At 59.0% G+C, this 23,852-nt stretch carries 24 protein-coding genes; 12 read left to right on the top strand and 12 right to left on the bottom strand.

The window, feature by feature from the left end:
- Nucleotides 1-46: 46 nt before the first annotated feature.
- Nucleotides 47-469 (top strand): DUF4864 domain-containing protein, encoded by a 423-nt coding sequence (locus tag FHT84_RS18570; protein ID WP_183763412.1) that lies wholly within the window; start codon nucleotides 47-49, stop codon nucleotides 467-469.
- Between the two features lie 75 nt (nucleotides 470-544).
- Here FHT84_RS18570 and FHT84_RS18575 read toward each other — a convergent pair whose 3' ends face one another.
- From FHT84_RS18575 to coaD, 7 genes are all read right to left on the bottom strand, one after another.
- The gene (locus FHT84_RS18575) at nucleotides 545-1,435 is read right to left on the bottom strand and encodes a cell wall hydrolase (protein WP_183763416.1); all 891 of its coding nucleotides are present in this window, start codon (nucleotides 1,433-1,435) and stop codon (nucleotides 545-547) included.
- A gap of 253 nt (nucleotides 1,436-1,688) precedes the next feature.
- The gene (locus tag FHT84_RS18580) at nucleotides 1,689-2,114 is read right to left on the bottom strand and encodes a VOC family protein (RefSeq protein ID WP_183763419.1); all 426 of its coding nucleotides are present in this window, start codon (nucleotides 2,112-2,114) and stop codon (nucleotides 1,689-1,691) included.
- Nucleotides 2,115-2,359: 245 nt separating this feature from the next.
- Nucleotides 2,360-3,490 carry a tRNA guanosine(34) transglycosylase Tgt gene (tgt, locus tag FHT84_RS18585; protein ID WP_112340764.1) on the bottom strand — a complete coding sequence of 377 codons (1,131 nt, stop codon included), beginning with the start codon at nucleotides 3,488-3,490 and terminating at the stop codon, nucleotides 2,360-2,362.
- Nucleotides 3,491-3,496: 6 nt separating this feature from the next.
- A complete protein-coding gene (gene queA / locus FHT84_RS18590) occupies nucleotides 3,497-4,582 on the bottom strand; it encodes a tRNA preQ1(34) S-adenosylmethionine ribosyltransferase-isomerase QueA (protein WP_112340765.1) in 1,086 nt (361 codons plus the stop codon).
- Nucleotides 4,583-4,670: 88 nt separating this feature from the next.
- Nucleotides 4,671-5,180 carry a peptidylprolyl isomerase gene (locus FHT84_RS18595; protein WP_092715425.1) on the bottom strand — a complete coding sequence of 170 codons (510 nt, stop codon included), beginning with the start codon at nucleotides 5,178-5,180 and terminating at the stop codon, nucleotides 4,671-4,673.
- Between the two features lie 83 nt (nucleotides 5,181-5,263).
- Entirely contained in the window at nucleotides 5,264-5,836 is a 573-nt protein-coding gene (locus tag FHT84_RS18600; protein WP_112340767.1) for a peptidylprolyl isomerase, read from the bottom strand.
- 29 nt (nucleotides 5,837-5,865) lie between these two features.
- The gene (gene coaD / locus FHT84_RS18605; protein WP_112340768.1) at nucleotides 5,866-6,378 is read right to left on the bottom strand and encodes a pantetheine-phosphate adenylyltransferase; all 513 of its coding nucleotides are present in this window, start codon (nucleotides 6,376-6,378) and stop codon (nucleotides 5,866-5,868) included.
- 202 nt (nucleotides 6,379-6,580) lie between these two features.
- Here coaD and FHT84_RS18610 point away from each other — a divergent pair, with 202 nt between their 5' ends.
- From FHT84_RS18610 to FHT84_RS18620, 4 genes are all read left to right on the top strand, one after another.
- Nucleotides 6,581-6,805: a hypothetical protein gene (locus FHT84_RS18610; RefSeq protein ID WP_246713298.1), complete on the top strand. Its 225-nt coding sequence runs from the start codon at nucleotides 6,581-6,583 to the stop codon at nucleotides 6,803-6,805.
- A 91-nt stretch (nucleotides 6,806-6,896) separates the two neighbouring features.
- A complete protein-coding gene (locus FHT84_RS18615; protein ID WP_162943881.1) occupies nucleotides 6,897-7,055 on the top strand; it encodes a hypothetical protein in 159 nt (52 codons plus the stop codon).
- 40 nt (nucleotides 7,056-7,095) lie between these two features.
- Nucleotides 7,096-7,230 (top strand): hypothetical protein, encoded by a 135-nt coding sequence (locus FHT84_RS31690; RefSeq protein ID WP_281023965.1) that lies wholly within the window; start codon nucleotides 7,096-7,098, stop codon nucleotides 7,228-7,230.
- 255 nt (nucleotides 7,231-7,485) lie between these two features.
- Nucleotides 7,486-8,322, top strand: a complete 837-nt coding sequence (locus tag FHT84_RS18620; protein ID WP_348647359.1) for an NAD(P)-dependent oxidoreductase — start codon at nucleotides 7,486-7,488, stop codon at nucleotides 8,320-8,322.
- A gap of 147 nt (nucleotides 8,323-8,469) precedes the next feature.
- On the opposite strand, the gene gyrA is transcribed toward FHT84_RS18620, so the two are convergent.
- Complete coding sequence (gene gyrA / locus FHT84_RS18625; RefSeq protein WP_183763422.1) at nucleotides 8,470-11,253, bottom strand: DNA gyrase subunit A; 2,784 nt, start codon at nucleotides 11,251-11,253, stop codon at nucleotides 8,470-8,472.
- Between the two features lie 224 nt (nucleotides 11,254-11,477).
- Between gyrA and FHT84_RS18630 the strand changes: the two genes are divergently transcribed.
- Complete coding sequence (locus tag FHT84_RS18630) at nucleotides 11,478-12,110, top strand: MarC family protein (RefSeq protein ID WP_112340771.1); 633 nt, start codon at nucleotides 11,478-11,480, stop codon at nucleotides 12,108-12,110.
- Between the two features lie 152 nt (nucleotides 12,111-12,262).
- Here FHT84_RS18630 and FHT84_RS18635 read toward each other — a convergent pair whose 3' ends face one another.
- Complete coding sequence (locus FHT84_RS18635; protein WP_112340772.1) at nucleotides 12,263-13,189, bottom strand: LysR family transcriptional regulator; 927 nt, start codon at nucleotides 13,187-13,189, stop codon at nucleotides 12,263-12,265.
- Nucleotides 13,190-13,295: 106 nt separating this feature from the next.
- Here FHT84_RS18635 and FHT84_RS18640 point away from each other — a divergent pair, with 106 nt between their 5' ends.
- Nucleotides 13,296-14,000: an alpha/beta hydrolase gene (locus FHT84_RS18640; RefSeq protein ID WP_113249942.1), complete on the top strand. Its 705-nt coding sequence runs from the start codon at nucleotides 13,296-13,298 to the stop codon at nucleotides 13,998-14,000.
- A gap of 105 nt (nucleotides 14,001-14,105) precedes the next feature.
- Here FHT84_RS18640 and FHT84_RS18645 read toward each other — a convergent pair whose 3' ends face one another.
- A complete protein-coding gene (locus FHT84_RS18645) occupies nucleotides 14,106-14,672 on the bottom strand; it encodes a single-stranded DNA-binding protein (protein WP_113249965.1) in 567 nt (188 codons plus the stop codon).
- Nucleotides 14,673-14,943: 271 nt separating this feature from the next.
- Between FHT84_RS18645 and uvrA the strand changes: the two genes are divergently transcribed.
- Both uvrA and FHT84_RS18655 read left to right on the top strand, forming a co-directional pair.
- Nucleotides 14,944-17,865, top strand: coding sequence for an excinuclease ABC subunit UvrA (gene uvrA, locus FHT84_RS18650; protein WP_113249941.1), 2,922 nt, complete (start codon nucleotides 14,944-14,946; stop codon nucleotides 17,863-17,865).
- 33 nt (nucleotides 17,866-17,898) lie between these two features.
- The gene (locus tag FHT84_RS18655; protein WP_112340775.1) at nucleotides 17,899-18,705 is read left to right on the top strand and encodes a DUF72 domain-containing protein; all 807 of its coding nucleotides are present in this window, start codon (nucleotides 17,899-17,901) and stop codon (nucleotides 18,703-18,705) included.
- Nucleotides 18,706-18,707: 2 nt separating this feature from the next.
- Here FHT84_RS18655 and FHT84_RS18660 read toward each other — a convergent pair whose 3' ends face one another.
- A complete protein-coding gene (locus FHT84_RS18660; RefSeq protein ID WP_183763424.1) occupies nucleotides 18,708-20,183 on the bottom strand; it encodes an NAD(P)H-hydrate dehydratase in 1,476 nt (491 codons plus the stop codon).
- A 348-nt stretch (nucleotides 20,184-20,531) separates the two neighbouring features.
- On the opposite strand from FHT84_RS18660, the gene FHT84_RS18665 reads away from it, so the two are divergent.
- From FHT84_RS18665 to hspQ, 3 genes are all read left to right on the top strand, one after another.
- Nucleotides 20,532-20,870 carry a P-II family nitrogen regulator gene (locus FHT84_RS18665; RefSeq protein WP_015339877.1) on the top strand — a complete coding sequence of 113 codons (339 nt, stop codon included), beginning with the start codon at nucleotides 20,532-20,534 and terminating at the stop codon, nucleotides 20,868-20,870.
- A gap of 62 nt (nucleotides 20,871-20,932) precedes the next feature.
- Nucleotides 20,933-22,342, top strand: a complete 1,410-nt coding sequence (gene glnA, locus FHT84_RS18670) for a type I glutamate--ammonia ligase (RefSeq protein WP_112340777.1) — start codon at nucleotides 20,933-20,935, stop codon at nucleotides 22,340-22,342.
- 214 nt (nucleotides 22,343-22,556) lie between these two features.
- The gene (hspQ, locus tag FHT84_RS18675) at nucleotides 22,557-22,886 is read left to right on the top strand and encodes a heat shock protein HspQ (RefSeq protein WP_112340778.1); all 330 of its coding nucleotides are present in this window, start codon (nucleotides 22,557-22,559) and stop codon (nucleotides 22,884-22,886) included.
- A 136-nt stretch (nucleotides 22,887-23,022) separates the two neighbouring features.
- Here hspQ and FHT84_RS18680 read toward each other — a convergent pair whose 3' ends face one another.
- On the bottom strand, nucleotides 23,023-23,682 hold the full coding sequence (locus FHT84_RS18680; protein ID WP_112340779.1) for an invasion associated locus B family protein: 660 nt from the start codon (nucleotides 23,680-23,682) through the stop codon (nucleotides 23,023-23,025).
- Nucleotides 23,683-23,852: the final 170 nt, after the last annotated feature.

A 23,852-nucleotide genomic window follows, 5' to 3' on the forward strand; every position in this document is an offset into this window, starting at 1 on the left:
TGATACCAAAGCGCGCTATGCTCTTCCCATATGGCTGGGATCGAACATGCGCGCTTTTTCCATAGCCGCTTTTCTCTGCTGTATCGCCTTCGCATCGGCCGCCCGCGCAGACGATCCGGTTCGAACGGCACAGAGCCTCATTGAACAACAGATCGAAGCTTTTCTGCACGATGACGCAGCGACGGCCTATTCCTTCGCCGCGCCCGGCATCAAGGCGCTCTTTCCGGACAAGGACACCTTCTTTGCCATGGTGAAGAAGAGCTATCAGCCGGTCTATCATCCCGGCAATTATGCCTTCGGCAAGAGCCGCGCGATCGACAACGGCGCGGTCGTCTATCAGGAAGTGCTGATCACCGGCACCGACGACCAGGACTGGACCGCGATCTATCAGATAACCCGTCAGCCTGACGGCAGCTACAAGATCAATGGTGTGCAGATACTCCCGAAAGCAACGAGCGAGGGCATCTGAACATGGCTCATCCCAAACAAAACAGCGCGCCTCTGAGAAAGAAGCGCGCTGCTCGAGGGTTTGAGCCAGTTGGTGTTAGCCGCGAATTCTAAGCGAATTTTCCGCAGGCACGTTGCCGTCAAACTCCGGACGCGGCTGCGGAATGACGACCGTCGATGCCGGCATTGGCGTATTCGTATAGGTGGTTTCGCCGCTCGAAAGCGGTCCCGAAATTGCCATGTCCGTGGGTGCCGGTGTCGGGATCGGTACCGCAGCCGGGATCAGAACGGCACTCTGCGGCATCGTCACCACCGGGTTGGAGACAGGCGTAAAGGCCATAACCGACGAAGCCGATTGCGCCGGCTGCGTTTCCGGCAGGACGAACGGAGATTGTGGCGCGCCCTGCGTGGGCACATAATTCATGGCAACCTCGTAGGCCGGAAGCGGCGCGGGCGTCTGCAATTCACCATCGCGACCACGCTTCTCATAGAACGCGTTGCCGCCGGCATAAGCGACGTAGTGCATGTTATCGTAGGGGAATCTCAGGCCCTCGGTATGGAAGAACATTGCGTCCTTCACCTGGGGATGCCGTTCGCCGCGCAGGATCTTCGAGGCAGCGACCTCAAGATCGGGCTTTGCCTGATCCTTGACTTCCCTGGTCATCACGCCTGGCGCGAACTGCTTTTCCTGGGCGACGACGCCGCAGATCGTGGGCGGATAAGCACCGGAGGTCAGGCGGTTCATTACGACCGTACCGACGGCCATGTAACCGCTCGGGTCTGAACGCTCCGATTCGAAGTACATTGCACGTTCGAGACAGTCCTTGTCCTTCGTAGTGTAATTGTACGTTACTTTCGCGCCACGAATGGGCTTGGTGGTTTTGCTGGGGGTGGGGGTTGTCTTCTGCGTCGTCGTACAGCTGGTAGCCGCTAGACCGACAACCAATAGCCCTGAAAGACATGCCCCGAATTTACGTTGCGCCCTCAACGGCAAGTGCCTCCTATTTTCGGTAGTACAGCCCTTATCGATCAAGAGAATGCGTTTTAGCCGGATTTTTTCAAAATTCCAAGCGGCCACGCAATCAAATCAGCCAATGACGTTTTTCAAAGGCGGATGGACCGTTTATTCCGATTCGCTATTTTTCCCAATGCTTTATTGTCGCCAGGCTCATTTTGAAACACGGCCGGAAACGGAGATTGCCTAGGGCAAGTCCATTCCAGCCGGCTCAAAATGACGTTGGTTAAGGATAGCAATCAATCGATAATAAATGATTTACCAACAGGGCAAGGTCCATGCGCCAGCCGACTTCGATGAGGATTCGCCCCGGTGCAAAACAATAAAACGACCAATTGCCACGAATGGCCGAAGGTGGCTTCCAGATCTCGCAGCCACTCGATTTCGCCCGTTCGAACAACAGATCGACGGCTTCTCGAGAGGGCTGCATGAAGCCGATATGATAGGTATTGCGGCCAACAGAAACGGTATCGGTACCGCCGAATTTCTCGACAGGCCGGCTGATGACAAGTTCAAGCCCGGCATCATCGCGAAGGATGGCAAGGCCATTGGCGCCCCGCGTTTCCACCTCCGTCAGGCCGAAAACGGAAACAAAAAAATCCCGGGTCGCAGCGACATCGGGAACATGCAGATCCAGGTGGTTCAGTCTCATGACAGCTCCAAAAGGCTTTCCCGCGGAGACATGTCGGTCGATCCGGCCCACATCAACGCGAGGCACTCGACCACAATGGCCAAGTTCCGCGTCGCGGGCTCTCATCACCAATGGCAAGGAGCAGTGCTTCCATATTGGAAGGAGTTGGGCCTACCGAAACCAACCCTGCCTTTTTCGACACGCTTCTGTTAGCGCGAAATCGTCATGGGAGCAAGATCGCGTAGCGCATCCTCATCGTAGCTCAATCACACCGGCTCGAGATCGCCCCTCGCCCAATTCTCCATCGTTTCAGCCATGAAATCGGCGAAGCGGCCTTCGGCGATCGCCTGGCGGATGCCCTGCATCAGTTCCTGATAGTAGGCGAGATTATGCCAGGAGAGCAGCATGCCGCCGAGCGCTTCGTTGGCGCGGACAAGATGGTGCAGGTAGGCGCGCGAATAATCCCGTGACGCCGGGCAATTGGACTGCTCGTCCAGCGGCCGCATGTCCTCGGCATGGCGCGCATTACGGATGTTGACCTTGCCGCGACGCGTGAAGGCCAGTCCGTGACGGCCCGAGCGGGTCGGCATCACGCAATCGAACATGTCGATGCCGCGGGCGACCGATTTCAAAATGTCGTCGGGCGTGCCGACCCCCATCAGATAGCGCGGCTTTTCCGTCGGCAGCTCCGGAAGCGTGATCTCGAGCATACGCAGCATAACCTCCTGCGGCTCGCCGACGGCAAGGCCGCCGACTGCATAACCCTTCAGGTCCATGCCGCTCAGCGCCTGTGCGGAGCGGACGCGAAGCTCAGGCACGTCGCCGCCCTGAACGATGCCGAACATTGCCTTGCCGGGCTGGTTGCCGAAGGCCACCTTGCAGCGTTCCGCCCAGCGCAGCGACATTTCCATGGCGCGTTCGATCTCCTTCGGCGTTGCCGGCAGGGCGACGCATTCGTCGAGCTGCATCTGGATATCGGAATCGAGCAGCCCCTGGATCTCGATCGATCGCTCCGGTGACATGTGATGCAGGCTGCCATCGACATGCGATTTGAACGTGACGCCCTGCTCATCGAGTTTACGCAGACCGGACAGCGACATGACCTGGAAACCGCCGGAATCGGTGAGGATCGGATGCGGCCAGCGGATCAGCTCGTGCAAGCCGCCAAGGCGGGCGACACGCTCGGCGGTCGGGCGCAGCATCAGGTGATACGTATTGCCGAGGATGATATCGGCGCCGCTTTCGCGCACCTGATCGAGATACATGGCCTTGACGGTGCCGACCGTGCCGACAGGCATGAATGCCGGCGTGCGGATCGTGCCGCGCGGCATGGAAACTTCGCCGAGGCGCGCACCGCCGTCGGTCTTCTTCAATTGAAACTGAAAGCTCTCGCTCATCTCGTTCTAGTCTTTCCGGTAGAGCAGGCTGCCATCGCCATAGGAATAGAAGCGATAGCCCGTCTCGATAGCATGTGTATAGGCCGCGCGCATGGTATCGAGGCCTGCAAAGGCCGATACGAGCATGAACAGGGTCGAGCGCGGCAGGTGGAAATTGGTCATCAGCATGTCGACGGCCTTGAAGCGGTAGCCGGGCGTGATAAAGATGCCGGTAGCACCCTGCCAGGGCTGGATGGTGCCATCGTCGGCGGCAGCACTTTCGATCAGTCTCAGCGAGGTCGTTCCGACACAGACGATGCGCCCGCCCCTCGCCTTGACGGCGTTGAGCCTGGCGGCGGTTTCGGCATCGACATAGCCAATCTCGAAATGCATCTTGTGATCGTCGGTATCATCGGCCTTGACCGGCAGAAAAGTACCGGCGCCGACATGCAGCGTCACGAAATGACGCTCGACGCCCATGGCATCAAGTGCGGCAAACAGGGATGGCGTGAAATGCAGACCCGCAGTCGGTGCTGCGACGGCACCCTCTTCCCGCGCATAGATCGTCTGATAGTCGGCGCGATCGCGCTCGTCTTCCGGGCGCTTCGCAGCGATGTAGGGTGGCAGCGGAATATGCCCAACGCTGGCAATCGCCTCATCGAGGGCGGGACCGGATAGATCAAACCGCAGGGTAATCTCGCCGCCCTCGCCTTTTTCCTCGACCGTGGCGTCGAGCGAACCGAGCGCGCAGACATTTTCGCCGTGACCGAACTGGATGCGGTCACCGATCTTGATGCGCTTCCCGGGCTTGGCAAAGGCCTTCCAGCGATCCGGCGCGACACGCATATGCAGCGTCGCCGAGACCTGCTGGCCAGGCGCGCCTTCGCGATGGCGAATGCCTTCCAGCTGTGCCGGTATCACCTTGGTATTGTTGAAAACCATGGCATCGCCGGGGCGCAGGAAAGATGGCAGATCCCGCACCTGATGGTCACTCAGCGTGTTGGCACCATCGTTTGGATCGACGACGAGCAGACGCGCGCTATCGCGCGGCTCGGCGGGCCTGAGCGCGATACGCTCATCCGGCAGATCGAAGTCGAAAAGGTCAACACGCATTCAGGTCGTCCAGGCAGTTCATTCAGGCAAAGCGAAACCCGCCCCTCACGCCATAAGCGCAAGAGGCGGGTTTCAGGAATAATCACGATCAGACGTCGGCGGCAACCCGCGCGGATACGATCGAATCCGGATCCTTCACCGGTTCGCCGCGCTTGATCTGGTCGACGAATTCCATGCCGGAGATGACTTGGCCCCAGACGGAATACTGCTTGTTCAGCCAGGGAGCATCAGCGAAGCAGATGAAGAACTGGGAGTTGGCCGAGTTCGGGTTCTGCGAACGGGCCATGGAGCAGGTGCCGCGAATATGCGAGGTCGCGGAAAATTCCGCCTTCAGGTCCGGCTTGGAGGAGCCGCCCATGCCTGCGCGGCCCGGGTTGAAGGTTTCGCTACCCTGCTTGCCGAACTGCACGTCGCCGGTCTGGGCCATGAAGCCATCGATGACGCGATGGAAGACGACGCCGTCATAGGCCTTCTCGCGGGCGAGTTCCTTGATGCGGGCGACATGCTCGGGGGCGACCTGCGGCAGAAGCTGAATGACAACCTGGCCCTTGGTGGTTTCCAGGATGAGGGTGTTTTCTGGATCCTTGATCTCAGCCATGTTCGTTTCCTCTTCTCTCTTCTTGATTGCGCATGATCCTGTCCAAAAATCGCGTCGAGCTTTTTGGGATCATGCCTGTGACATTACTTCTTGGTGACCGTAACCTTGATCATCTTGTCCGGGTTGCTCACTTCGCCGTTCTGACCTTCGCCGCGCTTGATCTTGTCGACAAGCTCCATGCCGGAGATGACCTTGCCGACGACCGTGTATTGACCATTCAGGAAAGCACCATCAGCGAACATGATGAAGAACTGCGAATTGGCGGAATTCGGGTCCTGCGCGCGTGCCATGCCGACGGTGCCGCGCTGGAACGGAACCTTCGAGAATTCGGCCGGAAGGTTCGGCAGGTCGGAACCGCCGGTGCCGGCCTTGTTCGGATCGTAGCTCTTCGTCGCATTGCCGTACTGGACGTCGCCGGTCTGGGCCATGAAGCCATCGATGACGCGGTGGAAGACGACGTTGTCGTAAGCACCCTTCTTGGCCAGCGCTTCGATCTGCGCGACATGCTTCGGCGCAACTTCGGGCATCAGCTGGACGACGACAGGGCCGTCCTTGAGCTGGATCGTCAGGAGATCGGCGGCCGCAGCCGAGATTGCGCTGCCTGCGAATGCGGCAAGGCTCAAAGCGCCTGCCAATGCGATATGAAAGAGTTTCATTAGTGCTCCGTTCGGAAATGAATTCGGGCTCAGTTTTTGACGCTGGCCGTATCTTTGAGTTTGCCGGTCAGGGCTTCCAGAACCGCTGACGGCACAAAGGCGCTGACATCGCCGCCCATGGATGCGATCTGCCGCACCAATGTGGCGGTTATGGGCCGCGAGGCCGTACCGGCGGGCAGAAACAGCGTCTGGATATCCGGCGCCATCTGCCGGTTCATGCCGGCCATCTGCATTTCATAGTCGAGGTCGGTGCCATCGCGCAGGCCGCGCACCAGCAAGGTGGCGCCATGGGCGCGGGCGGCATCGACGACCAGATTGTCGAAGGCGACGACGGAAATGGCACCCGCCTTCTGCGGCACAGCCTCGGCGAGCGATCTGCGGATCAGCTCCGCCCGCTCCTCGAAGGAGAAGAGCGGCTTCTTGCCGGGATGAATGCCGATCGCGACGATCACATTCGAGGCAACGTTCAACGCCTGCACGAGGACATCCAGATGTCCATTGGTCATCGGGTCGAAGGATCCGGGATAAAAGGCTGTCGTCATACCAGGCCGGCTCGTTGTTTTGACGCCTTTTGTCACGGATGGGGCCGCATCGCAAGTCATTTGCAACCCGGGGACCGCCTCTGAACATCGGATGAACGCGACGTTCAAGCCTGTTTCAGCTCGACAATGCTTTACTGGCTTCAACATCGAAACGGGCCCTGGCTCAATGGCTCATCGATCTCCGTCTCAGGGAAATCATTCCATGCTCGTCTTCATTATCGCAGGCGCCATCGTCGGTTCATTTCTGGTCGAATACCTCGTTCATCTTTTCGCCGACAATTATGAGATCGAATGGGATTCTGCTTTTGAAAGCGGCAAAGATGTCGATTTTGCCCAAGAAATCGCCACTGCCATGCGCAAAACGCATCACGAATCTGAACGCCAGATGAACAAGCTATTCAAGGTCGCTTCAGGCGCGCATTGCTAGATAGACCTCAAGATCGGCGGAACCATTTAGGAAACGCCGCGTTAACAGTCCGAAACTCAGCTCGCGTATTGCGGCAAGAAGGAAGAAGAGTATGCCCGACAAGATCACCCTCATTAACGTTGTTTGGATGGCCATGATTTCGGGAATGCTCGCGGCAACCGTTGCACTTTACGATCAGAAACCCGACCAGTCGAAGGTCTACGGTCCCTTTGCTTCGGCTCGTCCCTTCGTTGCCACGAGCCAATACTAAAGGGATCTGAACGCTAGTCCCACCAAAGGAGGGAGCGATCATGTTCACAATTTTGACGCTGCTTACGCTTTTTATCAGCATCATGTTCATCGTGTCAGTCGCATCCACCATTTCGGCGCTCCATCGCGAAAGCGAAGAGAGCAAGAGATTGCATAAGCGTCATAAGACGCTCTGATCTCCGCGTACCGAGCATCCTCTCCCCGCCAGATGCTCGGATGGACCATGAACCGGACGCTACCCGCCAGCGTCCGGTTTTTTATTGCCAATACATTGACCTTCGCATCCTGTCACCCTCCGCAAGCATATGATCTTGCTTCGAGAAGCGCGGCGGTAGCCACGATCGTGCTATGATGAGTCGGTTCAATGGGGGGATCGACATGCGCGTTGTTCTGACAGGCAGTTCAGGGCGCTTGGCCGAGCAATCTTCAACGTGCTGTCGGCAAATCACTCAACCGTAGGAATCGATCGTTCGCCGTTTTCGACAACGCATCTCGTCGGAGATTTTACCGATGCGGTGCTGCTGCGCCAAGCGTTGGCTGGTGCGGATGCGATCGTCCATTGCGCAGCGCTGCACGCTCCACATGTCGGAACGATCTCCGACGATGAATTTCGCCGCATCAATGTGAAGGGAACGCGTTTTCTGGCAGAAGCGTCCCTGGCGGCCGGTGTGAGGCGGCTGGTATTTACGAGCACGACGGCGCTTTATGGCCACGCAGCCGCTCCCGGCCGTTGCACATGGATTGATGAAGACACCGCGCCACAACCGAAAAGCATCTATCACCGCACGAAACTGGAAGCCGAACGGATCCTGGCGGACATGGCCGGTCCAGATTTGCAGGTACGCGTTTTACGCATGTCTCGAAGCTTTCCGGAACCGGCCGATGTGATGGCCGCCTACCGGCTGCACCGTGGCGTCGATATCCGGGACGTGGCCGATGCCCATCTCGTGGCATTGACGAATGGCGGCAGGGATTTTCAACGGCATATCATTTCAGCCGGCACGCTGTTCAAACCCGAGGATTGCGAGGCACTCGCCGTTGACGCAGCCTCCGTCATCCGATTGCGTGCTCCGGGCCTCGCTGCGATATTTGCACAGCAAAACTGGTCTCTGCCGCAAAGCATCGATCGCATCTACGCCTCGAAATCCGCAGGCACGGTCCTCGGATGGCATTTCCGCTTTGGCTATGACGAGGTTCTCGCTCAACTTGATCGGGAAAGCCTCGAGGTTCTCCCACCCTTCTCCCCAGACAACAAGCAGTCCGAGTAGATCCTACCGCGATCCTCCGGCAAGTCAGCCTGTGCTCCAAAAACAATCGCACGAGCCTGTTGCCAAGCTCATGCGATTGAAACTTCCATTTTCAAGCAGGTCAGTCGGATCAGTGTCCAGCTTTCCCGACCGGATTGCGGCGCGCTTTTATTCTACGCCGCCACCCTCGACATCTCCTGCCTCGCCGGCAACAGCGTCGTCTTCGGCCGTTGCATCATCTTCGCCTTCCGGCTCGCTGATGCGCTCGACGGACACGACCTTCTCATCCTTCGCAGTGGAGAAGATGGTGACGCCCTTGGTGGCGCGGCTGGCGATGCGAATGCCACCGACGGGCACGCGGATCAGCTGGCCGCCATCCGACACGAGCATGATCTGATCGCCGTCCTCGACCGGGAAGGCGGCGACAAGTTCGCCGATCTCGCCCGTCTTCGACGTATCGGTGGCGCGGATACCCTTGCCGCCGCGGCCGGAGATGCGGAAATCATACGAAGACGACCGCTTGCCGAAGCCCTTTTCCGAGACCGTCAGAACGAACTGTTCGAGCGCCTTGAGCTCTTCATAGCGCTCGTCGCTGAGCTGCCCCTCTTCGGTGACCTCTTCGCCGACTAGCGCAATCTCCTCGTCGTCTCCCGTTGCGGAGCGGCGCTCGTTGACGGAGCGCTTGAGATAGGCGGCACGCTCCCAGGGCTCTGCATCCACATGACGGACGATCGTCATCGAGATGATCCGGTCTCCGGATGCAAGACTGATGCCGCGCACGCCGATGGAGTTGCGGCCGGCAAAGACGCGCACGTCCGAAACCGAGAAACGAATGCACTGGCCGAGCGCCGTCGTCATCAGCACGTCGTCATGCTCGGTGCAGGTCTCGACGGAGAGGATTTCGTCACCCTCCTCCTCGAGCTTCATGGCGATCTTGCCGTTGCGGTTGACCTGCACGAAATCCGACAGCTTGTTGCGGCGCACGGTTCCGCGCGTCGTCGTGAACATGACGTCGAGATTGTCCCAAGTGCTTTCGTCCTCGGGCAGAGGCATAATCGTGGTGATGCGTTCGCCGGGCTCCAGCGGCAGCATGTTGATCAGCGCCTTGCCGCGTGATGTCGGCGTGCCGATGGGCAGACGCCAGACCTTTTCCTTGTAGACGATACCGCGGGACGAGAAGAACAGGACGGGCGTGTGCGTATTGAGAACAAATAGCCGCGTAACGAAATCTTCATCGCGGGTCGTCATGCCCGAGCGGCCCTTGCCGCCACGGCGCTGCGCACGATAGGTGGTCAGCGGCACGCGCTTGATGTAGCCGAGATGGGAAACGGTGACGACCATGTCCTCGCGGGCGATCAGATCCTCATCGTCCATCTCGAGACCACCATCGACGATCTCGGTGCGGCGCGGCGTTCCGAACTCGTCGCGAACAGCAGCAAGCTCTTCTTTTACAATGGCTTGGATGCGGGCACGCGAGGAGAGAATATCAAGGTAGTCCTTGATTTCGGCGCCGATCTCATTCAATTCCTCGTCGATCTTGTCACGCTCAAGAGCGGTCAAACGTGCAAGACGCAGATCGAGAATGGCGCGTGCCTGCTCTTCCGAGAGATTATAAGTGCCGTCCTCGTTGATGCGGTGACGCGGATCGTCGATTAGCCGGATAAGTGACTCAACATCCGAAGCCTTCCAGCGGCGAGTCATCAGCTCTTCGCGAGCCGACTGCGGATCCGGCGCGTGACGGATGACCCGAATGACTTCGTCGATATTGGCGACCGCAATCGCCAGACCGACCAAGACGTGGGCGCGCTCACGCGCCTTGCGCAGCAGATATTTCGTGCGGCGGCTGATGACTTCCTCGCGGAATGCCACGAAGGCGCGCAGCATGTCCATCAGGTTCATCAGCTCGGGCTTGCCGCCATTCAGCGCCACCATGTTGCAGCCGAAAGAGGTCTGCAGTGGCGTATAGCGATAAAGCTGGTTCAGGATGACGTCGGCATTGGCATCGCGCTTGAGTTCGACGACGACGCGATAGCCCTGGCGGTCGGACTCATCGCGCAGATCCGAGATGCCCTCGATGCGCTTCTCGCGCACGAGTTCGGCCATCTTCTCGATCATCGACGCCTTGTTCACCTGATAGGGAACCTCAGTGATGATGATCTGCTCGCGATCACCACGCATCGGCTCGATGGTCGCGACACCGCGCATGACGACCGAACCGCGCCCCGTCTCATAGGCGGAGCGGATGCCGGCACGGCCGAGAATTTTCGCACCCGTCGGGAAATCCGGGCCTGGGATGATCTCCATCATCTCAGGCAGCTCGATTGCCGGATTATCGATCAGCGCAATGCAGCCGTTGATGACTTCGGAAAGATTGTGCGGCGGAATGTTGGTCGCCATGCCGACGGCGATACCGCCGGAACCGTTGACAAGCAGGTTCGGGAAGCGCGCCGGCAGAACCTTCGGCTCCACCGTCGTGGCGTCGTAGTTTTCCTGGAAATCGACCGTCTCCTTGTCGATATCCTCCAGAAGCTCATGGGCGACCTTCGCCAGGCGCGATTCCGTATAACGCATCGCCGCCGGCGGGTCGCCGTCGATGGAGCCGAAATTGCCCTGCCCGTCGATGAGCGGCACGCGCATCGACCAGTCCTGCGCCATGCGGACCAAGGCGTCATAGATCGAGGCGTCGCCATGCGGGTGATAGCTACCCATGACGTCAGCGACGGGGCGGGCCGACTTCACATATTTGCGGTTCCAGTGATAACCGCTCTGATGCGCCGCATAGAGGATGCGCCGATGAACGGGCTTGAGACCGTCTCGAACGTCGGGAAGCGCGCGGCTGACGATCACGCTCATGGCGTAATCGAGATACGACCGCTGCATTTCCTCCATGATGGAAATCGGCTCGATGCCTGGCGGGAGCTTCCCGCCGCCGGGTGGTGTTTGCTCAGTCAAAACAGATCACGATCTCTTTTAGAATCACTGCGAAATTTATAGCCGAAAGGCCTGGCGAGCGCCAATTTGGGCCGGTGTTTTTGAACAGGTTTTGCCCCTTTAAGCCATGGAATCGAACATTTCCATGGCGAAACTGATCGACACCGACGCATGACCCTTTGCCAAAGCCCATTCGTCGCATAACAATGCTTGATAACAGTGACAGAATAAGCTTTGGGGACTATATGGCGAGCGCGGATACGCTGATCAATGCCTTCACGACTCTGCTTGTCACTGTCGATCCGCCGGGGCTTGCACCGCTTTTCATCGGACTTACGGCTGGCATGAATCGCTCCGAGCGCAAACAGGTGGCTCTGCGCGGCTCGCTGATCGCCTTCTTCATCCTGGCAGCCTTCGCTCTATTCGGAGCGAGCGTGCTTGGCGTGCTCGGCATCTCCATCGGCGCCTTCCGCATTGCCGGCGGCCTGCTGCTCTTCTGGATCGCCTTCGAGATGGTGTTCGAGCGGCGGCAGGACAGGAAAGAGAAGACGACCGAAGTCGCGATCACGCAGGATCACATCCGCAATATCGCGGTCTTCCCCCTCGCCCTGCCCTTGATCGCCGGTCCCGGCGCCATCTCGGCCACCATTCTGTTGGCCGGCTCGCTACAGACGACGCTTGACCGCGCGCAGCTGATCGGCGTCATCGCCGTCAACCTCGCCCTCGTCTTTGCAGCCCTTGCCATTTCCGACAGGCTCGATCGTATGCTGGGCGCAACCGGCCGCGCCATTCTAACCCGCCTGCTCGGGGTTATCCTTGCGGCGCTTGCCGCGCAGTTCGTCGTGGATGGGGCAAGGGCGGCGCTGACCCTTTCGTGACAAAGCCCGGCATGAGGCGAGCTTTCAAAGTTCTCCCGCGTATGCTCAGCTCAGAAGGGGATGTCATCATCCAGATCGCGCGAGAAATTGCCGCCACCGCCCTGGTTGCCACCACTACGGTTGCCCCAGCTTCGCCGGATCCGGAGCCGTTCCTATTGTGAGGCTTCCGCGTATCGGATGATGCTTTGATTTTGCACGTTTTCGACCAATTCATCCGCTCGAGATAGAAGCCGGCGGAGCAAGGGAGAGGAATTTGCTTCGCTGTATCCCAGAGTGAGATCGACTGTCGGAGGCACACCTTCGAGCGCTCTGGCAACAACGTTTGGTGCCAGTATATTTTGCGCATAAAGCGGGAGAAGAGTAACTCCGCCAGTGGATGCGACGAGCGACATTGCCGACGATATGTTCTCGCCTTCGTATTTTGCCTTGAGTACGATCCCGGCGCTCGATGCGTAATCCTGGATGACAGCTTGCAATACCGGCGACGTTCTTGCCGAGCTGACGTAAATTTCGCTGGCGAGATCTTCCGGCCGAATCTTTTTGCGAGATGCCAAGCGATGGCTCGCCGGCAGCACGGCGAGTAGCGGCTCCTTCGCCAGCAGTTTGAAAGATAGGCCTAAACTTTGTTTCTCAGGGCGAAGGAAGGCCATGTCCAACTTTCCGCGCATAAGTGCAAGAGCAAGCTCCGGGGAGGATAGACTACACAATGTGATCTCGGTCTCCGGCGCCTCCTCGCGGATCATGCGCAATAGGTGAGGTAGCCACGTGACCTCCAGCCCGACCAGAAATCCCATAGCGAGTGTGGGCCTCTTCGGCTCTGCCGTTCGCCGGGCGCCTTCGATGGCCGCCTCGACTTGTAGAAGCGCCAGCCGAGCATGATCCAGAAAAACGCGCCCCGCATCCGTAAGCACAACTCCGCGTGCCTGTCGCTCGAACAGCTGAACGCCGACTTCAGATTCGAGATCGCGAATCTGCCGGCTCAACGATGGCTGCGAGGTGTTCAGTCGCCGTTGGGCAGCGGTCAATAAACTGCCCTGCTCGGCAACCGCAATGAAGTAGCGTAAATGGCGGAGTTCCATCCGATCCTCGCTATACTTCCAAGGCATAGGTCAAACGTACAAAGTCTTTGTCGCAGATGGAAGTGAAATCTACCTTCGCGCTGTAATCAACGAAGGAGAAAACAAAATGTCTACGGCATCCAAGCCTACCATCGTATTCTGCCATGGCCTCTGGGCGGATGGTTCATGCTTCAGCAAGGTGATAACGGTCCTGCAGGCGGACGGGCATGAGGTGATCGCCGTCCAATATGGCCTGGATTCATTCGAAGAGGATGTGGCAACGATCAAGCGCACGCTCAATCGCGTCGGCAGCCCCGTCATCCTCGTCGGCCATTCCTACGGTGGCGCGACCATTACGGCGGCCGGCATTGACCCGCGCGTGGTCGGCCTTGTCTATATCGCGGCCGTCGCCCCTGATGCGGGCGAAACCGTGCAGGACCAACTCAACAAATATCCCTCGGACATCTTCGGTTACGTTGAGATTGCTGACAACCGTGCTTGGCTGCTGCCGAGCGGCACCCAGTTCTTTTGTGGCGACCTTTCACAAGACGAGCAGAAGCTAGTTTGGGCGACCCATTTCGCGCCTGACGCCGACGTGCTCAACCAGCAGAAGCTAGCGGCAGACCAGGTGGCGTGGCGGACCAAGCCGAGCTGGTATGTACTTGCGACCGAGGACCACACCGTGCATCCCGATCTCCAGCGCTGGGTTTCGAAACGCATGGGGGCGACTGTTACCGAGGTGGCAAGCAGCCATGTGCCGATGCTCTCCCAGCCTGCCGCCGTTATCGAAATAATCCGGAAGGCGGTGGCCGCTGTTCAGAACGGCTGGTGAAAGCCATTATTCACTCAACGAATGGTGAGAGACTGCCGCAGGGCGGTCTCTCTTACCTATGTGAAGCGTACGGCTTTATTTTACAGAACGTTCCACCCTCTTATCTCAGAACGGGATGTCGTCATCCAGATCGCGCGAAAAATTACCGGCGCCGCCCTGGCTGCCACCGCCACGATTGCCTCCCCCGCTGCGGGATGAGCCCTGCGCGGAGGACTGACCATAATCGTCGCCGCCACCGTAGTCGCCGCCATAACCGCCGCCGAAATCACCACCGCCACGGCCACCACGGCTGCCGCCTTCAATGGAGCCGCCGCCTTCGCCGCGGCCATCGAGCATGGTCAGCGTCGAATTGAAGCCCTGCAGCACGACTTCGGTCGAATAGCGGTCCTGACCGTTTTGATCCTGCCACTTGCGGGTCTGCAGCGCACCTTCGATGTAAACCTTGGCGCCCTTCTTCAAATACTGTTCCGCGACTTTGCAGAGACCTTCATTGAAGATGACCACACGGTGCCACTCGGTCTTTTCCTTGCGCTCACCGGAATTGCGGTCGCGCCAGGTTTCCGAGGTCGCAATGTTGAGGTTGGCGATCGGGCGGCCGTCCTGCGTGCGGCGGATTTCCGGGTCCGCCCCGAGATTTCCAACCAGAATTACCTTATTCACACTACCGGCCATGACACCACCCTGCTTGCCGTCCATCGACGGCTTTGAAATTCTATCGGCGCACCTTAACCCATAGCGGCTGTCAGGTGCTATTTATGCGGCCTTCCCAGTTCCGTTCATCCACAAAGAAATCGCCGCGATGATTTTGTTCTTTATTTGTTCTAATTTATCCCTATGATGATGTCAACGGAATCGAAAACCCGGCTCTACCCTTCATTTCAGCCTCGACTCGCGGGCTGACATCACTAAATAAAGGCAGACTCCAAGGGACCTGCATACGACGATGAGCGAACTGAAGACTATTTCCATACGTGGTGCGCGCGAGCACAATCTCAAGGGCATCGATCTTGACCTGCCACGCAACAAGCTGATCGTCATGACCGGCCTTTCCGGCTCCGGCAAGTCGTCGCTCGCCTTTGATACGATCTATGCCGAGGGCCAGCGTCGCTATGTCGAAAGCCTTTCGGCCTACGCACGCCAGTTCCTGGAAATGATGCAGAAGCCTGATGTCGACCAGATCGACGGGCTCTCGCCGGCGATCTCGATCGAGCAGAAGACCACCTCACGCAATCCGCGCTCGACGGTCGGCACGGTCACCGAAATCTACGACTATATGCGTCTGCTGTTTGCCCGTGTCGGCGTTCCCTATTCGCCTGTGACGGGCCTGCCGATCGAGAGCCAGACGGTCAGCCAAATGGTCGACCGCGTTCTCGCTTATGACGAAGGCACCAGGCTTTACATCCTGGCACCGCTCGTGCGCGGACGTAAGGGCGAATACAAGAAGGAACTGGCGGAGCTCATGAAGAAGGGCTTCCAGCGCGTCAAGGTCGACGGCCAGTTCTACGAGATTGCCGATGTGCCGGCGCTCGACAAGAAATACAAGCACGACATCGACGTGGTCGTCGACCGTATCGTCGTCCGGCCCGACATGGCGGCGCGTCTCGCCGACAGCTTCGAGACCTCGCTGCGTCTTGCCGACGGTCTTGCCGTCGCGGAATTCGCCGACAAGCCGTTGCCGCCTGAAGAGACCGCTGCCGGCGGTTCGGCCAACAAGTCGTTGAATGAGACGCATGAGCGCGTGCTGTTCTCCGAGAAATTCGCCTGCCCGGTTTCCGGCTTCACCATTCCGGAGATCGAGCCGCGCCTGTTCTCGTTCAATAATCCCTTCGGCGCCTGCCCGTCCTGCGACGGCTTGGGCTCGCAGCAGAAGATCGATCCGGAGCTGATCGTGCCGGAACCCGAGCGCACGCTACGCGATGGCGCGATCGTTCCGTGGGCCAAGTCGACCTCACCCTATTACAATCAGACGCTGGAGGCGCTCGGCAAGCATTACGGCTTCAAGCTCGGCAACCGCTGGAACGAGCTGTCCGACAAGGCCAAGGACGTCATTCTGAACGGCACGGAAGACAAGATCGAATTCCATTATGCCGACGGTGCGCGCTCCTACACCACGCACAAGAATTTCGAAGGCATCGTGCCGAACCTCGAGCGGCGCTGGAAGGAAACGGATTCCGCCTGGGCGCGCGAGGAGATCGAACGCTTCATGTCGGCCGCCCCCTGCCCGGCCTGCAACGGCTATCGCCTGAAACCGGAAGCCCTGGCGGTCAAGATCAACAAACTGCACATCAGCCAGGTGGCGGAGATGTCCATTCGTGTTGCCCGCGACTGGTTCGACGCGCTGCCGGGAACGTTCACTGACAAGCAGAACGAGATTGCTGTCCGCATCCTCAAGGAAATCCGCGATCGCCTGCGCTTCCTCAACGATGTCGGTCTCGAATATCTGAGCCTGTCGCGCAATTCAGGCACGCTGTCCGGCGGCGAGAGCCAGCGCATCCGGCTTGCATCGCAGATCGGTTCAGGATTGACGGGCGTTCTCTACGTTCTCGACGAGCCCTCCATCGGACTGCATCAGCGCGACAATGCCCGCCTGCTGGAAACGCTGAAGCATCTGCGAGATATCGGCAACACCGTCATCGTCGTCGAGCATGATGAGGATGCGATCCTGACCGCAGATGATGTGGTCGATATCGGCCCGGCAGCTGGCGTCCATGGCGGCCAGGTGGTGGCGCATGGCACGCCGCAGGATATCATGGCGAACCCGAAGTCACTGACCGGTAAATATCTTTCCGGGGAACTCGGCGTGCCGGTTCCGGATGAGCGCCGCAAGCCCAAGAAGGGCAAGGAAATCAAGGTCGTCGGCGCGAGAGGGAACAACCTCAAGAATGTCACGGCGTCTATCCCGCTCGGCGTCTTTACCGCAGTTACCGGCGTGTCCGGCGGCGGCAAGTCCACCTTCCTGATCGAGACGCTTTACAAGTCGGCGGCGCGCCGCGTTATGGGTGCCCGCGAAATCCCGGCCGATCACGACCGCATCGACGGTTTCGAACATATTGACAAGGTCATCGATATCGACCAGTCGCCGATCGGCCGCACGCCGCGATCGAACCCTGCGACCTATACCGGCGCCTTCACGCCGATCCGTGACTGGTTCGCCGGATTGCCGGAAGCCAAGGCTCGCGGCTATCAGCCCGGCCGTTTCTCCTTCAACGTTAAGGGAGGCCGCTGCGAGGCCTGCCAGGGCGACGGCGTCATCAAGATCGAGATGCACTTCCTGCCCGACGTCTACGTCACCTGCGACGTCTGCCACGGCAAGCGCTATAACCGCGAAACTCTCGACGTGACCTTCAAGGGCAAGTCGATCGCCGACGTGCTCGACATGACGGTCGAAGAAGGCGTCGATTTCTTTGCGGCCGTTCCCGCCGTGCGCGACAAGCTGCAGAGCCTGAAGGATGTCGGCCTCGGTTATATCAAGGTGGGACAGCAGGCCAATACGCTTTCAGGTGGCGAAGCGCAGCGCGTCAAGCTAGCCAAGGAATTGTCGAAGCGATCGACGGGCCGCACGCTCTACATCCTCGACGAACCCACAACCGGACTGCACTTCCACGATGTCGCCAAGCTTCTGGAAATGCTGCACGAACTGGTCAATCAGGGCAATTCGGTTGTCGTCATCGAGCACAATCTCGAAGTCATCAAGACCGCCGACTGGATCCTTGATTTCGGTCCGGAAGGTGGCGATGGCGGCGGCGAGATCGTTGCCGTTGGAACGCCGGAAGCGGTCGTCAACGAAAAGCGCTCCTATACGGGACAGTTCCTGAGGGAACTGCTGGAGCGGCGTCCGGTGAAGAAGGTTGCGGCGGCGGAGTGAGGTTCACCCGGCTGAATGTCCAAGGAGGAGAGAATGACCAAAGCGGGCGAAATCCGCACAGGCATAGGCGGCTGGACCTTCGAACCCTGGCGCGGGACTTTCTATCCCGACACGCTGAAGCAGAAGGATGAGCTGAACTACGCCAGCCGCCAGCTGAAGGTGATCGAGGTCAATGGCACCTATTACAGCACGCAGAAGCCTGAGGTCTTCGCCAAATGGGCTGCCGACGTTCCTGACGGCTTCATCTTCTCCCTGAAGGCGACGCGTTTCGTCACCAACCGCCGCGTGCTTGCCGAAGCGGGCGAGTCCATGCAGCGCTTTCTGGAATCCGGCATCAGCGAGCTCGGCGATCATCTCGGTCCGCTGCTCTGGCAGTTCGCGCCGACGAAGAAATTCGATCCGGATGACTTCGAGGCATTCCTGAAGCTGCTGCCGGCGAAACAGGATGGCCTTGCACTCAAGCATGTCGTCGAAGTCCGGCACGATTCCTTCAAGGTGCCGGAATTCATTGCGCTGCTTGAAAAGTATAATGTGGCGCCGGTTTGCGCCGAGCATTTCGAATATCCGATGATCGCCGACGTGACCGCAGATTTCGTCTATGCCCGCCTGCAGAAAGGCTCGGACGATATCAAGACCTGCTATCCGCCGAAAGATCTGAAAGCCTGGGCGGATCGCTTGAAAACATGGGCCGCCGGCAAGGTGCCGGACGACCTGCCGCTGATCGATGCGAAACGCAAGGTCAAGGTCGAGCCGCGCGACGTCTTTGCCTTCATGATCCATGAGGGCAAGGTAAATGCACCGCCCGGTGCGATCGCCTTGCAGCAGGAAGTGGCGAAATAGCGCTATAGCGGCTTGACGGCCGCGACGAGATCTTCAGCGGTCAGCCCCTTGCCGGCATGCTGGCCCGCAAGGCCGTGCAGCCAGACGCCGGCCGCTGCGGCTTCGAAGGCGGGCGCGCCCTGCGCCATCAGGCCGCCGACAATACCGGCCAGCACGTCGCCGGAGCCGGCCGTGGCAAGCCAGGGCGGCGCATTGGCATTGATCAGCGCCCGGCCGTCAGGGGCGGCAATCACGCTGTCGGCACCCTTGTAGATGATGGCGGCGTGGGCTCTCGCGGCCGCGGCCCTCGCCTTGTCGATCTTGCTCAAAGCTTCGTCCGCAGCAATATCGGGAAAGAGCCGTGCAAACTCCCCTTCATGCGGCGTCAGCACCAAGCGTGTCGGTCCCTCGGCAAAAGCATCGAACAATCGCTGCGGCTGGTCGCGAAACGACGTGATGCCGTCCGCGTCCAGCACCAGATGGCGATCTGCAAGCGCGAGGCAGAACTGGCGCGCTTTTTCGCCGGCGCCGAAACCTGGTCCGAGAATGAAGGTCGAGAGCCGCTGATCGGCGAGCCATTGCCGCAACGACGCTTCATCCCCGACCGCGTGCAGCATGATTGCGGTCAGCAGGCCGGCATTGACATCAAGCGCTTCCGGCGGCGAGGCGATGGTGACGAGCCCTGCCCCGGCCTTCAGCCCCGCCATGGCCGACATGCGTGCAGCACCGGTTGCGTTCGGACCGCCTGAAAAGACGACCAGATGACCGCGCTTGTATTTGTGCGTCTCCGCGCTGGCCGAAGGTATCTTAGCCTGCCACTGCGCCGGCGCATTTTCCGCGATCCGATTGTCGGCATAGGTGCGAACGATGCGCGCGGGAATGCCGATATCGAAAACCTCCAGCTCGCCGCATAGATCGCGGCCCGGCAGGAGAAGGTGGCCCGGCTTGCGCGTCATAAAGGTCACGGTGCGCGTGGCTTGGAAGGCGGCGCCGAGAATCCGGCCGCTACGCCCATCGATGCCGGATGGCAGATCGACGGCGATGACAGGAACTTGCGCCTCGGCGATTCGCGCAATGACCGCGGCAACTTCATCAGGAACGGAGCGGGAAAGCCCCGCGCCGAAGATGGCGTCGATCACCACATCGCCGACCTTCGGAACATAGCTTCCGATCGCCGCGCCTCCGACAGGACAATCGGCAAAGGCACTGATAGCATCGCCCTTGAGCCGCTTGGGATCGCCGAGATGGAAAAGCCGCAGTTCGGCGCCGGCATGCTGCAGCGCGCGTGCAGCGACATAGCCGTCCCCGCCATTGTTGCCCGGACCGCAAAGAACGATATATCGATGCGCCTCGGGAAAGTGCCGGAGCGCTGCGGCAGCGACAGCCTGACCGGCCCTTTCCATAAGCCCATAGGAATCGATACCGGACGCGGCGGCAGCGCTGTCGACAGCGGCCATATCGTCGGGCGTGAGAAGCAGGTCGGCAAGCGGCAACATCATGACGGATATTATAGATGCGAAATCTGCCTCAAAAACAACCGTTTTCACAGCATGCGATTTGATTGATAAATATGCATTTGCATAATAATTAAACAATAACATTCAATGGCTTGCCGGAGCATAGACATGGCGTGCGTGGCACTTTTTTGCGAAATTTTGCTTATCCCGTGCATTTCGGCGCGAAATCGCTTCCATTTTTCCAAAAAATCCTCATCAATCCATCGTCTCGGTACGAATTCACCGGGATTTTCTACGGCAGCTCGTTCGCAACTGGCATGATACGTGCATTACGTTGGCCGAGCGGGGAGTAGTCCTGCTGTAACAGAAGAAGCGGAGAGACATTTTCTCATGAAAAAGATCGAAGCGATCATTAAGCCCTTCAAGCTCGACGAAGTGAAGGAAGCCCTTCAGGAAGTCGGCCTGCAGGGCATCACCGTCACGGAAGCGAAGGGCTTCGGTCGTCAGAAGGGCCACACGGAGCTTTACCGTGGCGCCGAATACGTCGTCGACTTCCTGCCGAAGGTGAAGGTCGAGGTTGTATTGGCGGACGAAAATGCGGAGGCGGTGATCGAGGCCATCCGCAAGGCTGCACAAACAGGCCGTATCGGCGACGGAAAGATTTTCGTTTCCAACGTGGAAGAAGTCATTCGAATCCGCACCGGTGAGACGGGCATCGACGCCATTTAATCCGCCCGGTCCCTGCGGCCGCGGCTCGTTTAATCGTCATCTAAGTCAAGGGAAGCAATTTAATGACGACCGCAAGCGAAATATTGAAACAAATCAAGGACAACGACGTAAAGTTCGTCGACTTGCGCTTCACGGATCCGAAGGGCAAGCTCCAGCACCTCACCATGGATGTGGTCTGCGTCGACGAAGATATGTTTGCCGATGGCGTCATGTTCGACGGTTCCTCGATTGCCGGTTGGAAGGCCATCAATGAATCCGACATGGTGCTGATGCCCGATCCGGATACGGTTCATATGGATCCGTTCTTCGCACAGTCCACCATGGTGATCCTCTGCGACATCCTCGACCCGGTCTCCGGCGAAGCCTATAACCGCGATCCGCGCGGCACCGCCAAGAAGGCTGAAGCCTATCTCAAGGCCTCCGGCATCGGCGACACCGCCTTCTTCGGCCCGGAAGCCGAATTCTTCGTCTTCGATGACGTCAAGTACAAGGCCGATCCCTACAACACCGGCTTCAAGCTCGACTCGAGCGAACTGCCGTCCAACGACGACACCGATTACGAAACGGGCAACCTCGGCCACCGTCCGCGCGTCAAGGGCGGCTATTTCCCTGTCCCGCCGATCGACAGCTGCCAGGACATGCGCTCCGAGATGCTGACGGTTCTGGCCGAAATGGGCGTCGTCGTCGAAAAGCATCACCACGAAGTCGCAGCCGCCCAGCACGAGCTCGGCATCAAGTTCGACACGCTGGTGCGCAATGCCGACAAGATGCAGATCTACAAGTATGTCGTGCACCAGGTCGCCAATGCCTACGGCAAGACGGCAACCTTCATGCCGAAGCCGATCTTCGGCGACAACGGCTCGGGCATGCACGTCCATCAGTCGATCTGGAAGGGCGGCAAGCCGACCTTCGCCGGCGACGAATATGCAGGCCTCTCGGAAAGCTGCCTCTATTACATCGGCGGCATCATCAAGCATGCCAAGGCGATCAACGCCTTCACCAACCCGTCGACGAACTCCTACAAGCGTCTCGTCCCGGGTTATGAAGCTCCGGTTCTGCTCGCTTACTCGGCCCGCAACCGTTCCGCCTCCTGCCGCATCCCGTTCGGCTCCAACCCGAAGGCAAAGCGCGTCGAAGTCCGCTTCCCCGACCCGACCGCCAACCCCTATCTCGGCTTCGCCGCCATGCTGATGGCCGGCCTCGACGGCATCAAGAACAAGATCCATCCCGGCAAGGCCATGGACAAGGATCTCTACGATCTGCCCCCGAAGGAGCTGAAGAAGATCCCGACGGTTTGCGGCTCGCTGCGCGAAGCTCTGGAAAGCCTCGACAAGGACCGCAAGTTCCTGACGGCCGGCGGCGTCTTCGACGACGACCAGATCGATGCCTTCATCGAGCTGAAGATGCAGGAAGTCATGCGCTTCGAAATGACCCCGCATCCTGTCGAATACGACATGTACTACTCGGTCTGATATCGGACACGAAAGCCCCGGCCTGCCGGGGCTTTCTCCACGATCGGGAAGCCGGTGGCAGGTCTCCCGCCCGATAGCGTCCTCGCATTGAGCGATCGCATGGCTCGAACGAATGACCCGGGCCGAATGTGACAGTTCGATGAAGGAATGGGGGCAAAATCCTTGATATCAGTGGTGAAAGTCACCACATGATTGCTTGAAAGGAAGTCGTGCCATGAAACAACGAAACGCAAAATTCAACATTGGCGACGTGGTTCGACACCGGATGTTCCCCTTCCGCGGTGTCATCTTCGATGTCGATCCGGAATTCGCAAACACCGAGGAATGGTGGAATTCCATTCCGGCCGAAGTGCGGCCTGAAAAGGACCAGCCATTCTATCACCTTCTCGCCGAAAACGACGAGACCGAATATGTCGCCTACGTGTCAGAACAGAATCTGATCAACGACGAGAGCGGCGTCCCTCTCCGCAATCCGCAGATCGCCCAGATTTTCGACCGGGCGCCGACGGGCCAGTTCAAACCCAAGATGAGCTTCGCCCACTAAGCGCCTGCCAGATAAATTCTTTTTAAAAGGGAAGATGCTCCAAGCGTCTTCCCTTTTTCATTTTCGAGACACGATCGATAGCATAAAAAAGCCCGGATCGCTCCGGGCTTTTTCAATAAGGCAAACTTCTAGAAGCTTACTGCTGCTTGGCGGCCTTCTGGGCGTCTTCCAGCTTCTTGCGCGCTTCCTCGGCCTTCTTCTGCATGCTGTCCTGCAGGCTCTTCTGGCTTTCAGCAAGCTTGCTGTCGGAGATTGCCGGACCGTCATAAGCGGCACCGAAGCCGGTGAGCGAAATCTTGATCGGGTTCGGTGCGCGGCGGAAGTTGATCGAGGTGAAGGTCACATCCGTGCCCTTCTTCAGCGAGTTGATCATCGCGTCGGTCAAGGGCACTTCGGCCGTGCACTTGTCCGGAAGGCAGACGGCGTAATCGAGCTTCTGGCCCTTGCCGCCATCAACCTGCATGGTGATGCCGGGGGGGATCAGGCGAGCCGTCGGAACGGAGATCTGCAGGATCTTGCGGTTGACCTTGCCATCGACGGAGATGAGGCCGACTGCCGTGACCAGCTGGCCGTTGTTTGCCATGATCAGGTTCTGCACGATGCAGATGTCGGCATCGTCCTGCTTGGTGCAGGTCTTGTACCAGCCCAGGCGCGGCTGATTGGGATCGTTGCCGCCATCGGCAGGAGCTGCGTTGGACGCGTCCTGAGCGAATGCAGCAGCCGGCATGGCCGCGCCGATCATGAGAGCCAGAGCAGAGAGACCTGCCCGCATTTTGTTGTCAGTCTTGAACATCATAGCGAAACCGCCTCCTGAAATCCGCTTCGGAACGACAGCGCGCCGTCCCATGCAATTCGGGTCAAACCGTCGTCCACCTGTCGAATGAATAAGGCAAATACATGACCCGAGAAACCCGGCACCCCTGTTACATCGCACCGGCGCGGATATCCAGCTTTTCTTTGGCCTTT

It is taken from the genome of Rhizobium sp. BK289 (genome assembly GCF_014193575.1).
Lineage (GTDB): Bacteria > Pseudomonadota > Alphaproteobacteria > Rhizobiales > Rhizobiaceae > Rhizobium > Rhizobium tropici_C.

Coding starts and splice junctions, on each gene's coding strand:
- tgt (WP_112340764.1), bottom strand. CDS start 3,490: ATGAGCGAGAGCTTTCAGTTTCAATTGAAGAAGACCGACGGCGGTGCG.
- uvrA (WP_113249941.1), top strand. CDS start 14,944: ATGAGCGAACTGAAGACTATTTCCATACGTGGTGCGCGCGAGCACAAT.
- queA (WP_112340765.1), bottom strand. CDS start 4,582: ATGCGTGTTGACCTTTTCGACTTCGATCTGCCGGATGAGCGTATCGCG.
- FHT84_RS18610 (WP_246713298.1), top strand. CDS start 6,581: ATGCTCGTCTTCATTATCGCAGGCGCCATCGTCGGTTCATTTCTGGTC.
- FHT84_RS18645 (WP_113249965.1), bottom strand. CDS start 14,672: ATGGCCGGTAGTGTGAATAAGGTAATTCTGGTTGGAAATCTCGGGGCG.
- FHT84_RS18570 (WP_183763412.1), top strand. CDS start 47: ATGCGCGCTTTTTCCATAGCCGCTTTTCTCTGCTGTATCGCCTTCGCA.
- FHT84_RS18680 (WP_112340779.1), bottom strand. CDS start 23,682: ATGATGTTCAAGACTGACAACAAAATGCGGGCAGGTCTCTCTGCTCTG.
- coaD (WP_112340768.1), bottom strand. CDS start 6,378: ATGACGACAGCCTTTTATCCCGGATCCTTCGACCCGATGACCAATGGA.
- glnA (WP_112340777.1), top strand. CDS start 20,933: ATGACGACCGCAAGCGAAATATTGAAACAAATCAAGGACAACGACGTA.
- FHT84_RS18580 (WP_183763419.1), bottom strand. CDS start 2,114: ATGAGACTGAACCACCTGGATCTGCATGTTCCCGATGTCGCTGCGACC.
- FHT84_RS18595 (WP_092715425.1), bottom strand. CDS start 5,180: ATGGCTGAGATCAAGGATCCAGAAAACACCCTCATCCTGGAAACCACC.
- FHT84_RS18635 (WP_112340772.1), bottom strand. CDS start 13,189: ATGGAACTCCGCCATTTACGCTACTTCATTGCGGTTGCCGAGCAGGGC.
- FHT84_RS18630 (WP_112340771.1), top strand. CDS start 11,478: ATGGCGAGCGCGGATACGCTGATCAATGCCTTCACGACTCTGCTTGTC.
- FHT84_RS18660 (WP_183763424.1), bottom strand. CDS start 20,183: ATGATGTTGCCGCTTGCCGACCTGCTTCTCACGCCCGACGATATGGCC.
- FHT84_RS18640 (WP_113249942.1), top strand. CDS start 13,296: ATGTCTACGGCATCCAAGCCTACCATCGTATTCTGCCATGGCCTCTGG.
- FHT84_RS18615 (WP_162943881.1), top strand. CDS start 6,897: ATGCCCGACAAGATCACCCTCATTAACGTTGTTTGGATGGCCATGATT.
- FHT84_RS18600 (WP_112340767.1), bottom strand. CDS start 5,836: ATGAAACTCTTTCATATCGCATTGGCAGGCGCTTTGAGCCTTGCCGCA.
- hspQ (WP_112340778.1), top strand. CDS start 22,557: ATGAAACAACGAAACGCAAAATTCAACATTGGCGACGTGGTTCGACAC.
- FHT84_RS31690 (WP_281023965.1), top strand. CDS start 7,096: ATGTTCACAATTTTGACGCTGCTTACGCTTTTTATCAGCATCATGTTC.
- FHT84_RS18655 (WP_112340775.1), top strand. CDS start 17,899: ATGACCAAAGCGGGCGAAATCCGCACAGGCATAGGCGGCTGGACCTTC.
- FHT84_RS18665 (WP_015339877.1), top strand. CDS start 20,532: ATGAAAAAGATCGAAGCGATCATTAAGCCCTTCAAGCTCGACGAAGTG.